The following is an 11,128-nucleotide window of genomic DNA, read 5'->3' as shown; positions in this document are numbered from 1 at the left end:
GGGGACCCCTGGTCCGGCGGTGTCCCGGCCGTCCGCACCCTGGGGAATGCGGTCGGCCGGAGCCGCCGTGGCCGTGCCCGGCGCTCCCGCGCCACCCGGCCGCGCCACCCCCTCGGGTGAGGACCGGGCGCGCCCCTCGCCACGGTCGGGGGATGCCCCGACGCCGGTCCGGAGCGCCTCCCGCCCCGGGGGCGAGGTGGCGCACCCCTACAACACACCCGCGCCGCACTGGCTTAGTAGTCTGGCGGGCCCTGGCGAACGGTGGCGAATGCTCGCCTGGCACTTGCCGGAGCCTCTAGCCTCGAACCAGCCGAGGAACCTGGGGGCTTCACGTGAGCAGGGGACCCAACACCCGACTCGCCGATCTGTTCGTCCTGACCGGATGGTCGAAGGGCGAGCTGGCGCGGCTGGTCAACCGTAGGGGCGCCGCGCTGGGTCAGCAGCAGCTGTCCACCGACACCTCGAGGGTACGGCGCTGGATCGAGCAGGGGGAGATTCCCCGCGATCCGGTGCCGCGGGTGCTGGCGACCGTGTTCACGGAGCGGCTCGGACGTGTCGTCACCACTGAGGACCTCGGTCTGGAACGACACCGGCCCACCAGGAGCGGGGCGGCGCAGTCCGCAGCGGAGCCATGGTCGCCGGATCGAACGGCCGCGGTCCTCACCGAGTTCACGGGAATGGACCTCATGCTGAACCGACGTGGATTGGTGGGCGCGGGCGCCGCGCTCACGGCCGGGGCGGTCATCGCCGACTCCCTGAAGGGCTGGCTGGGCGGGGACGCGGTCGCGTACGCGGCCTCGGCGCCCGGGCCGCGCCAGGTGATCACCGGGGCGGGCGCGCGCCCGGTGGTGGACGTGTACGACGCGGGCCCGGTCGGGCTCGACGAGGTGGAGGCGTTGGAGCGCTCGGTGCAGGTCTTCCGGGCGTGGGACGCGGCGCGCGGCGGCGGGCTGCAGCGCAAGGCGGTGGTCGGTCAGCTGAACGAGGTGGGCGGGCTGCTGACGCACCGGCACCCGCCCTCCGTGGAGCGGCGGCTGTGGCTGGTCGCGGCGAACCTCGCGGTGCTGGCCGGCTGGATGTCGCACGACGTGGGCCTGGAGCCCACCGCCCAGCGGTACTTCATGATCGCCGCGGAGGCGGCCAAGGAGGCGGGCGACCGGCCGCGGGCGGGCGAGGCGATCTCGCGCGCGGCCCGGCAGATGGTGCACCTGGGCCGGGCGGACGACGCGATCGACCTGATGGCGGCGGCGAAGGCGGCGGGCGGCCGGCTCCTGCCGAGGACGCGGGCGATGCTGAACACCGTCGAGGCGTGGGCGCACGCCTCGATCGGGCACACGCAGGACACCTACCGGCTGCTCGGCGAGGCCGAGGACCTGTTCGCCGAGGACGCGCCGGAGCCGCCGCCGTCCTGGATGCAGGTGTTCGACGAGGCCGAACTGCGCGGCATGCAGGCGCTGGTGCTGCGCACGCTCGCGGAGCACGACCTGTCGGCGGCGCCGCAGGCGCGGCGGCACGCGGAGCGGGTGATCGCCCTGCGGGAGGGCACCGGGCAGCTGCGCTCGGCGCTGTTCGACCGGATCACGCTGGCCTCGGTGCACTGGATCACCGGGGAGCCGGACGCGGCGGAGCTCCAGGCCAAGATGGTGATGAACCTGATCGGGCAGAACTCCTCGCACCGCACGTGGGACCGGCTGCGGGAGATGTACCGGCTGACGGCGCAGTACCGCGGGCTGCCGGCGGTCGACGAGCTCCGGGTCCAGCTGGGGCAGGAGCTGCGGGTGGCGGACGCGAAGAACCGGCCGCGGGCGACCTGAGGGGACGGACGTCCGGGAACGGGACGTCCGTTCGGAGCGGGACGTCCGTTCGGATCGAAGCGCGGGTGGGGCGGACGCGGGGCCGGACCGGCGGGTGTGTCCGCCGCGGCGCGGTCAGCGGTGCTCGCCGGCTCCGGCGCGTGCGGCCGGCCGCAGGAGCATGCGCAGCGCGGTGACGGTGCCGTCCGGGCCGAGGACGGGCTCGCCCGCGCACTCGACGCTGTCGTGCGTGCCGTCGAACCGGCGGACCCGCAGGGTGCCGCACGTGGTGCGCCCGTGCACGAGGGTGTCGGTCATCATCCGCCGCAGCAGCGGCCGGTCGGCCTCCGGGAGGCGGTCCGGCAGCCGGTCGAGGCTGAGCGGGCCGTGTCCGGGGTCGCAGCCGAGGAGCCGGAAGGTCCCGGCGTCCCAGCGGACCCCGTCGGTGAGGAGGTCCCATTCGGCGGAGCAGACCGTGGGGCCGGACGGCTCCTGCGCCGTGCCGTCCACTCTGCCGCCGTCCGTTCCGCCGTCGGACGCGCCGGACTCCGGCGTGCCCGCTTCCGCCGCGCCCGGGGCCGGTCCGGCGCTCGGGGCGGCCGTGGCGGTGGCCGTGCCCGCGCCCGTGCCGCCCGTCGGGGTGCCGTCCGCGAGGGCGGTGCCCGGCGGGCGCGCCGGGGCCGAGGACATGTTCATGACCGGTCCATCGATCTGGGGCGCTCGCTCGGTGTGAGCGGGCCGTGGCGGTTGGTGAGACGACTGTCGCACAGCCGCGTCCTCTCCGTGGGGTTTTGGACAGAACGTGGGCAAAATTCCTCTGGCATATGCCACTGTGGCCGAAGCGTTCGTCGCCCTGTGTGCGGACCGGGGCCCGAGGCGGTAACCTTCGGTGATTCCGGCGCCCGGGCGCCCACCGCAGTACCCACCAGAGACCCCGGCGACGGAAATCCCGTTGCCACTACGACCGCCGCAACGGATGCTGACCTCATGTTCGAGCCAGTGATAGCACCTAGTGCCAGCCTCCTCGGCCTCCTGCAGCGGGGCCGCGGTGACGGGCAGCTCCACGCGCTGGCCGCCGACCGTACCGAGGCCATCGCCGCGCTGGAGGAGTGTGTCACCAGGGACCCACGAGCCGACTGGCAGGTCGAGAGCCGCTCGCTGTACTACGCGCGCCTCTACATGGAGCTGGAAGCCCCCCTCGACGGAATCGAGGACCACCTCCACTCCGCGGAGGACCTGGTCAGCGATGACGAGAACCGCACGGGCCTCGCCCTGTCCGTCCTCGGCCACCTCGCCGCGTACGGCCGGCGCGACGCGCTGCTGATGTTGCGCGAGTACGCCGCCACCGGCGCCAACTGGGCCTGGGCCCTGGACGAGCTCGCGCTGCGCGACGACGACCGCGGCCTGCTCCTCCTCGGCACCGCCGTGCTGGACCGCTTCCCGCCGGGCCCCGAGGGCGACGCCGAGCTGCGCGAGTTCATCCGCAACGCCTATGAGCCCCGGCCCTGGCGACTGTGGGCCGCCTACCACCCGAGGGTCGCGGCGGCCAGCGAGCAGTCGCCCTTCGACGTGTGGCAGCGCCAGCTCAACCGCAGCGGCGTCACTCCCGGCTGGTCCACCGCCGACGTGCTCGCCTGGGCCGACCAGGGGGAGCTCGGCGGCCTCGGCGCCGGCGCCTTCCTCGGCCGTCCGGAGCCGTCCGCCCAGGTGGGGCGCGGTGACACCGCCGGGCCCGGCCCCGACGCCGTCGACCGCCGCGCCGCCGCGGCCGCCCGCTGCCTGACCGCCGTCGTCCGCGCCGAGGACCGGCCCGCGCTCATCGAGGCCGCCCGCGACGGCCTGCCCGGCGCCCGCAGAGCGGCCCTGCGCTACCTCGTCGACCAGCGGGATCCCGCCGCCGCCGAGCTGATCGAGGCGGCCGCGGCCGACGTCGACGACCGGATGGTGCGCTCCGCCCTGGAACTGCTCGGCCGGATGCGCGGCCCCGAGGCCCTCGCGCACGCCCGCCGCTGGGCCGACCCGGCCACCGGCGGCGCCGACAGCGCCCTCGGCGAAGCCGCCGTCCAGCTGCTCGCCGACGCCGGGGAGCCGGACGACGCACCCCTCGTGGTCGCCGGACTGCGCCGCTGGGTCTCCGTGCGCGGGGTCGTCGGCACCGGGCTCGGGTCGCTGGTCGACGGTGCGGGGCGGCTGGCCGCCGCCGACGCCGTCCCGGTCCTGCGCCACATCTACGGCGAGGCCGCCTCCTCCGAACTGCGCGGACGCGCCGCCCGGGCGCTCGCCACGACCGACGTGCACTTCCCCGAGGGCCCGGCCGTCGAGTGCCTGTGGGACTGCGAGGAGACCACCCGTGAGCTCGCCGCGCGGCACGTCGCCACCACCGGCGACGCGCGTGTGCTGGAGCGATTGCGGCGACTCGCCGCCGACCCGGCCGAGGAGGCCGAGGTCCACGCCGCCGTCCGCGGCCGGCTGACCGCCGCCCGGGAGTTCGGGCGCTAGACACCTTTTCGGCCGCGGAGGGCCGGGGCACCCTGCCGGGGTGTCCCGGCCCGTCTGCTTTTCCCCGCTTGCCCCTGTTTTCCTCTGCTTCTTGCTGCTCCCCGCTGGTCTCCGCTGCTTCCCGCTGCCTTCCGAGTGGGCGTTCAGGGCCCGGAGTTGAAAGCCCGTTCTACTTCACGACGCCCGCGTCCGGGGCGAGGACGCCACCCGCGACCAGTCCGATGATCAGGATGCCGAGCAGCACCCGGTAGACCACGAACGGCAGGAAGCTGTGGTGCGAGATGTACTTGAGGAACCAGGCGATCGCCGCGTAGCCGACCGCGAAGGCGATGACGGTCGCCAGGACCGTCGGCCCCCAGGCCGGGGCCGGGCCCTCGCCGATCTTGAACAGCTCCAGCGTTCCCGAGGCGAGCACCGCCGGGATCGCCAGCAGGAACGAGTACCGGGCCGCCGCCTCCCGGCTGTAGCCGAGCAGCAGGCCCGCGCTGATCGTGCCGCCGGAGCGCGAGACGCCCGGGATCAGCGCCAGCGCCTGGGCGAGGCCGAACGCGCCGGCGTGCGGGAGGGTCAGGTCGGTGATCGGACGGGCGTGGCGGATCGCCCGGGTGCGGTCGGCGAAGGCCAGGACCAGGCCGAAGACGATCAGCGTGGTGCCGATGATCCGCAGGTCGCGCAGGTGGGTCTCGATGGTGTCCTGGAAGAGCTTGCCCAGGATGCCGATCGGCAGGGTGCCGATGATCACGAACCAGCCCATCCGGGCGTCGTGGTGCGAGCGCAGTGCCGGGCGGACGAGGGACAGCGCCCAGGTCCGGATGATCGAGGCAATGTCGCGGCGGAAGTAGATCAGCACCGCCGCCTCGGTGCCGAGCTGGGTGACGGCGGTGAAGGCCGCGCCCGGGTCGTCCCAGCCGAGCAGGGCGGAGAAGACCCGCAGGTGGGCGCTGGAGGAGATCGGCAGGAACTCGGTGAGGCCCTGGATCAGGCCGAGCACGGCGCCGTGGAGCCAGTCGATCGTCACCGGACACCCGCCCCGGGTATCCGTCGGTCCTGCTGCATGTGGGTGTCCTCGCGGGTCGGAACGGGCGTGCGGGCATGCGTGCCGCCGCGACCCGCCCGGCCCTCGGGCCGTGCGCGGCCCGGCGCGCGGCCGATGGTACGGGGTGAAAGTGACGATTCTTTGTTCACCCTTTAATCGGGCTTTGCGCACCGGGTCCTTTCGTGGTCAGCCGGCGGGTCGGGCCCGGACCCAGGTGCGGTCCTCCGTCAGGTGGCGCTCCACCGCCAGACCGGCCTCCGCCAGGGCTCCTTCGAACTCCTCGGTGCTCAGCGGCCGGGAGCGGAAGGTGTGGGTCCAGCGGCCGTCCGGGAACTCGTACTCGGCGAGGACGGTGTTCGAGCCGTCCCCGTTCGGCGTCGACGAGACCATCCGGGCGACTCCGTCCGTGCCCGCCAGCCTGCTCTCGCGGGGCACGTTGCGGTGCCAGTCCTCGCCCTCGCGCTGCATCAGTACGCAGCCGTCGTCGGTGACGTGGCGGCGGCAGGTTTCCAGGAGCCCTTGGCGGACGGCCACGTCGCCCGCGTGCACGAGGAAGGAGGCGAGCATGACGACGTCGAAACGCTCGCCGAGGTGCAGGTGCTCGATCGGGCTGCGAACGGTCCGGACGTCCTCGCGGACCCGGGCCAGCATCTCGGCGGACTCGTCGACGGCCGTCACGGTGAACCCGCGGTCGGTCAGCGGGTGGGTCATCCGGCCCACGCCGCAGCCCAGTTCGAGGATCCGGGCGCCGGCCGGCACGGCGCCCTCGATCAGGTCCGGGATGTCGCCCACCGGGAGGCGGGACCAGAGCTCGACGGCGCAGCCGTCCGGGGTGATCGCGCCCGGACCGGTGCCGTCGTAGCCCTCGCGGCGCACGGTGGGGCCCTGTGGGGTGGGGAGTTCGTCGCTCATGCCGATCATCGGAACACGGGTGCGGCAGGAGGGGAAGGAGTTCCCGGGAGCCCGTACGGGTTTCGGTCAATTCGCCGCCGGGTGCTGCGGATCCGCGCCCGCCAGGTCGGCCAACGTGCTGTTCAGCCAGGCGAGTTCGGCCTCCGTGGTGGCGCGGGCGATCAGCAGCAGGCCGCGGCGGAAGGGGTCGGCGAACTCCTCGGCTCCGACCGGGCGCTCGCCCTCGTAGAAGAAGCTCGCCGGTTCGGCGAGGAAGGCGAGGCGGCGGCGGAGCACGGCGGCCTGGTCGGCGGGGCGGTCGAGGTGGCGGAGGAACGCGAGGAGGGTGAACCAGCGGTTCTCGTCGCTGATGTCGAGCCGCTCGGGCTCGCGCAGCCGGTCGAGCAGGGCGGTGCGGCCGGCGGCGGTGAGGTGGAGGGTGTGGCGGGGGGCGGCGGCGGTGCCGGGCTCGGTCTCGCGGACGAGCAGGCCGTCGGACTCCAGGCGCTTGATCGCCGGGTAGAGGGTGCCGTCGCTGATGGGGCGGACGTGGCCGGTGAGCGCGGCGAGGTGGCGGCGCAGCTCGTAGCCGTGCAGGGGGCGGTCGTACAGGAACCCGAGGATGGCGAGCTTCAGCATGGGGTCACTCTGCCAGAAGGATCCCTCGGGGCGTTGGTATATCGATGGCGCGATACCTCGGCGCCGAGGTATGGTCCATGTCGATCGGCGGGCAGGTGACGGCGAACAGATGACAGATTTCAACATCTGTTATCTGTCGTCTGTCTGCTGTCATCTGTTCGCCGCACGCCCGACCCTCGCCACCTCGTCGCCCGCCGCAATAGGAGCCCTCGATGCGCCACGCCCCCGTCACGCCCGACGGTCACCGGATCCGCTGGGTCGAGCTGCCCGGCGCCGAGCCGGCCCGCGTCTACCTGCACGGCCTCGGTGCCAGCTCGCCCGTCTACTTCGCCGCGGCCGCCGTGCACCCGCTGCTCGCCGGACGCCGCAGTCTGCTGCTCGACCTCCTCGGCTTCGGCATCAGCGACCGGCCCGCGGACTTCCGGTACGCGCTGGAGGACCACGCCGACGCCGTCGCGGCCGCGCTGCGCGCCGCCGGCGTCGCGGGAGCGGAGGTCGTCGGGCACAGCATGGGCGGTGCGGTCGCGATCGTGCTGGCCCACCGGTACCCCGAGCTCGTCGCGAAGCTCCTCCTCGTCGACGCCAACCTCGACCCCATCGCCCCGGCGGCGCAGCGGCCCGGCAGCAGCGGGCTCGCCGGCTACACCGAGGAGGAGTTCCTGGCCGGAGGACGGGACGAAGTCGCCGAGCGGGTCGGCCCGTCCTGGTGGGCGACGATGCGGCTGGCGGGCCCGGAGGCGCTCCACCGCAGTGCCGTCCACCTCGCCCGCGCCACGGTGCCGACCATGCGGGAGATGCTGCTGGACCTGGACGTGCCGCGCACCTTCCTGTACCCGGCACCCGACGGCGAACCCCACGGGGCGCCGGGGCTGCGGGCGGCCGGGGTCCGGGTGGTGGCGGTGCCGGAGTGCGGGCACAACGTGATGCTCGACAATCCGGACGGCTTCGCGGCGGCCGCGGTGGAGGCGCTCGCAGGGTAGACGGGGGTCCGACGGCAGGGCCTAGGGTGGAGGCGTGCTCGAAAGACAAGCGTCCGTGGAGGTTCCGGACGCGCTGGCCGCGTCGCTCGACGAGTTCTTCGGCCCGGAGGGGAACGCCTGGGTCGCCGGACTGCCCGCACTGGCAGGGGAGTTGCTGCGGCGATGGGGGCTGCGCCTGGACGGTCCGCCCGCGCACGGGGCCGTCGCACTGGTGCTGCCCGTGCGGCGGGCGGACGGTGAGGCCTGCGTCCTCAAGCTCCAGCCGGTGGACGAGGAGACGGCGGGAGAGCCCGCGGCCCTGCGGGCCTGGGGCGGACACGGCGCGGTGCGGCTGCTCGACCACGATCCGGCCTCGGGCTCGATGCTGCTCGAACGGCTCGACGCGGGGCGCTCGTTGCTCACCGTCGAGGACGACCGGGTGGCCCTGCTCGTGCTGGCCGAGCTGCTGCGGTCGCTGACGTCACATCAGGCCGTGCCGGGAATACGAGGATTGGCCGATCTCGTGGACACCATGCTCGCGGAGGCGGCCGGGGCCGCGGCTGTCCTCGCCGACCCGGACGAACAGCGGCTGCTCGCCGACTGCGCGGCGGCACTGCGCGAGGTCAGGGCCGATCCCGGCGGGCAACTCCTGCACTGGGACCTCCACTTCGGCAACGTCCTCGCCCCGCTCGACCGCGCGCGGCGCGGCCCGTGGCTCGCCATCGACCCGAAGCCGCTCGCCGGACACCCCGGCTTCGAGCTGCTCCCCGCGCTGCGCAACCGCTGGGACGACGTCGTGGCCACCGGAGACGTGCGGCGGGCGGTGCGCCGGAGGTTCGATCTCCTCGTGGACGTCCTGGAGTTGGATCGGGCGGAGGCGGCGGGGTGGACGCTCGCAAGGGTGCTGCAGAACGCCGTATGGGCGGCGGAGGAAGGGGAGGTGGCGCTCGACCGGGCCCAACGGGCCATCGCGGAGGAGCTGTTGGGGCGGTGAAGGGCCGCCGGAGTCTCACTGCCCCCGTACGGCCGTGAACTTCACCCGGACGCCCGGCGCGAGCAGGGCCGCCGGTTCGCGTTCCGCGTCCCACAGTGCGAGCGCCGTTCGGCCCAGGAGCTGCCAGCCGCCCGGGGACGGGCTCGGGTAGACGCCGGTGTACGGGCCCGCGAGGGCGACCGAACCGGCCGGGACGGCGCTGCGCGGAGTGGCCCGGCGCGGCACCCAGTACTCGGCGGGCAGTCCGGTCAGGTAGCCGAAGCCGGGGGAGAACCCGCAGAAGGCGACGACGTACTCGGGCCCGGTGTGGATCCGGACGGCGGCCTCCTCGGAGACGCCCCACAGCGCGGCGACCTCGCCCAGGTCGGCGCCGTCGTACACGGTCGGCACTTCGAGGAGCGGGCCGTGCGCCGTGTCCGCGGCCGCCGGACGCGCGGTGGCGAGCAGCGCGGTGAGCGCGTCGACGTCGGCGACGCCGTCCAGCAGGACGGTCCGGGCCGCGGGCACGATCTCCTCGACGGCGCCGAGCGCGCCCTCGGCCTGCCGCTCGCGCAGCCACCCGTACAGCGCGGCCACCTCGGCCGGTCCGGCCACCTCCACGAGCAGCGCGTTCCCGCCGACCGGTCGGACGGCGGCGGCCGTCACGCGAAGGCCTCCACCCGGACCCCGGCCGAGGCGAGCGCGCCCCGCACCCGCCAGGCGAGCTGGGCCGCGCCGGGGGTGTCGCCGTGCACGCACAGGGAACGGGCCTCGACGCCGATGTGCTCGCCGCCGACGGCCTCCACCGTGCCGTCCCGGGCGATGCCGACGGCCCGGGTGATCACCGACTCGGGGTCGTGCACGACCGCGTCGGGCTCGCGGCGGGGCACGAGCGTGCCGGACCGCGTGTACGCGCGGTCCGCGAAGGCCTCGGCGACGACGGGCAGTCCGACCCCCTCGGCGACGGCGAGCAGCCGCGAACCGGGCAGACCGAGGACGGGCAGCGGCCCGTCGCAGACCGCCCCGGCGCGCAGGACGCCGGCGACGACGGCCTCGGCCTGCTCGGAGTCGGAGACCACCCGGTTGTAGAGGGCGCCGTGCGGCTTGACGTACGAGACGCGGGAGCCCGCGGCGCGGGCGAACACCTGGAGCGCGCCGATCTGGTAGGCGATCTCGTCGGCCAGTTCCTCCGGCGGGACGTCCATCGCGCGGCGGCCGAAGCCGGCGAGGTCGCGGTAGGAGACCTGGGCGCCGATCCGGACGCCGCGCTCGGCGGCCAGCGAGCAGACCCGGCGCATCGTCGACGGATCCCCGGCGTGGAAGCCGCAGGCGACGTTGGCGCTGGTCACCACGGACAGCAGGGCCTCGTCGTCGGTCAGCGTCCAGCGCCCGAACCCCTCGCCGAGGTCCGCATTGAGATCGATCACCGCCGCGCCCCCCCCCGTCCCCCCCCCAGACGCGTTTCTGCGAGTTGGTCGGGCCGGCGCGGCAGCGCCGCGGCCGGTGCCGCGGGCGGCGAGCGCCGGCGCCGGCGCTCGCCCCGTCGATTCGCGCCCTGGGGCGCACAGCCCCGGGCAGTGTGTTCAGTTCGCGGCAGCCGGCGCGCTGAAGGAACGTTCCAGCGGACGGAGGGCCCGCAACACGATCAGCAGCGGAACGACCCCGAAGATTCCGAACGACATGTCGACGAATCGCCACGCGACGGGGATCCCGCGCAGCGGGCCGCAGATGAGCGCGAGGGGGATCACGGCCCCGCAGGCGAGCACGGCCCAGCGGATGACCCAGATGTTGCGGACCGGGTCCTTGAGCGGGCCCCAGAACGCGGCGGCGATCACCAGGTGGGCGAAGGCGAGCCAGTCGGTGCCGTAGGCGAGGAAGGGGAAGCGGTCGTTGGTCTCGGCGATACCGTCGCGGACGCGTTCGAGCCAGGCCATGGCGGCGGGGAAGTGGTCGGACACCGGGGCGGCGGGGCCGGCGGCGAAGTCGGCCAGCCAGCGGGTCTCGGTCTCCAGGGGGAAGGCGGTCAGGCCGCTCAGGACGAGGCCGACCAGGAAGAGCCAGAGCCAGCGCCGTACGCGGCGCAGAGTGGCGGCGGTGTCGTTGTCCACGGGGCGAACCTCCAGGCCGAGGGGCGGGTGGAACCTTTCCCACCTGCGCGGGACCGACTCTAGACCTTTGGTTTGAACGTGTTCAACTCCACCTCGGGGGCGGGCGCGGGCGGGTGGCGGCGAACAGCTGACAGATATAAAAAATTAAAAAATAGTGAAATTTGAGATGGGGGGGGGTGTGCGCCCCCCCGGGCCCACCCGGGGGGGGGGGGGGGGGTTTTTAAAAAAAA

11 protein-coding genes are annotated in these 11,128 nt (G+C 74.3%); 4 read left to right on the top strand and 7 right to left on the bottom strand.

Annotated features, from left to right (window positions below; translation table 11 throughout):
- The first annotated feature begins 332 nt into the window (after positions 1–332).
- Entirely contained in the window at positions 333–1,814 is a 1,482-nt protein-coding gene (locus ACFV4G_RS32375) for a hypothetical protein (RefSeq protein ID WP_380445710.1), read from the top strand.
- Between the two features lie 114 nt (positions 1,815–1,928).
- Here the strand turns inward: ACFV4G_RS32375 and ACFV4G_RS32370 are convergent, their stop codons facing one another.
- The gene (locus ACFV4G_RS32370) at positions 1,929–2,489 is read right to left on the bottom strand and encodes a hypothetical protein (RefSeq protein ID WP_380445709.1); all 561 of its coding nucleotides are present in this window, start codon (positions 2,487–2,489) and stop codon (positions 1,929–1,931) included.
- A 291-nt stretch (positions 2,490–2,780) separates the two neighbouring features.
- On the opposite strand from ACFV4G_RS32370, the gene ACFV4G_RS32365 reads away from it, so the two are divergent.
- Complete coding sequence (locus ACFV4G_RS32365) at positions 2,781–4,292, top strand: HEAT repeat domain-containing protein (RefSeq protein WP_380445708.1); 1,512 nt, start codon at positions 2,781–2,783, stop codon at positions 4,290–4,292.
- Between the two features lie 169 nt (positions 4,293–4,461).
- Here the strand turns inward: ACFV4G_RS32365 and ACFV4G_RS32360 are convergent, their stop codons facing one another.
- From ACFV4G_RS32360 to ACFV4G_RS32350, 3 genes are all read right to left on the bottom strand, one after another.
- A complete protein-coding gene (locus tag ACFV4G_RS32360) occupies positions 4,462–5,304 on the bottom strand; it encodes an undecaprenyl-diphosphate phosphatase (protein ID WP_380445714.1) in 843 nt (280 codons plus the stop codon).
- Between the two features lie 210 nt (positions 5,305–5,514).
- Complete coding sequence (locus tag ACFV4G_RS32355) at positions 5,515–6,240, bottom strand: class I SAM-dependent methyltransferase (protein ID WP_380445707.1); 726 nt, start codon at positions 6,238–6,240, stop codon at positions 5,515–5,517.
- A 66-nt stretch (positions 6,241–6,306) separates the two neighbouring features.
- Positions 6,307–6,858, bottom strand: a complete 552-nt coding sequence (locus ACFV4G_RS32350; RefSeq protein ID WP_380445706.1) for a PadR family transcriptional regulator — start codon at positions 6,856–6,858, stop codon at positions 6,307–6,309.
- A gap of 212 nt (positions 6,859–7,070) precedes the next feature.
- Here ACFV4G_RS32350 and ACFV4G_RS32345 point away from each other — a divergent pair, with 212 nt between their 5' ends.
- Both ACFV4G_RS32345 and ACFV4G_RS32340 read left to right on the top strand, forming a co-directional pair.
- Complete coding sequence (locus ACFV4G_RS32345; RefSeq protein ID WP_380445705.1) at positions 7,071–7,838, top strand: alpha/beta fold hydrolase; 768 nt, start codon at positions 7,071–7,073, stop codon at positions 7,836–7,838.
- A 55-nt stretch (positions 7,839–7,893) separates the two neighbouring features.
- Positions 7,894–8,811 carry an aminoglycoside phosphotransferase family protein gene (locus ACFV4G_RS32340; protein WP_380445713.1) on the top strand — a complete coding sequence of 306 codons (918 nt, stop codon included), beginning with the start codon at positions 7,894–7,896 and terminating at the stop codon, positions 8,809–8,811.
- A 15-nt stretch (positions 8,812–8,826) separates the two neighbouring features.
- Here ACFV4G_RS32340 and ACFV4G_RS32335 read toward each other — a convergent pair whose 3' ends face one another.
- From ACFV4G_RS32335 to ACFV4G_RS32325, 3 genes are all read right to left on the bottom strand, one after another.
- A complete protein-coding gene (locus tag ACFV4G_RS32335) occupies positions 8,827–9,456 on the bottom strand; it encodes an allophanate hydrolase subunit 1 (protein ID WP_380445704.1) in 630 nt (209 codons plus the stop codon).
- Positions 9,453–10,217 carry a LamB/YcsF family protein gene (locus ACFV4G_RS32330; protein ID WP_380445702.1) on the bottom strand — a complete coding sequence of 255 codons (765 nt, stop codon included), beginning with the start codon at positions 10,215–10,217 and terminating at the stop codon, positions 9,453–9,455. The genes ACFV4G_RS32335 and ACFV4G_RS32330 overlap by 4 nt, the downstream gene beginning before the upstream one ends.
- 156 nt (positions 10,218–10,373) lie before the next feature.
- Positions 10,374–10,898, bottom strand: a complete 525-nt coding sequence (locus ACFV4G_RS32325; protein WP_380445701.1) for a hypothetical protein — start codon at positions 10,896–10,898, stop codon at positions 10,374–10,376.
- Between the last annotated feature and the right edge of the window lie 230 nt (positions 10,899–11,128).

The organism is Kitasatospora sp. NPDC059747 (assembly GCF_042732955.1).
Taxonomy (GTDB): domain Bacteria; phylum Actinomycetota; class Actinomycetes; order Streptomycetales; family Streptomycetaceae; genus Kitasatospora.
The sequence above is the reverse complement of the archived record's forward strand: the minus strand, read 5'-3'. Positions and strand labels throughout refer to the sequence as shown.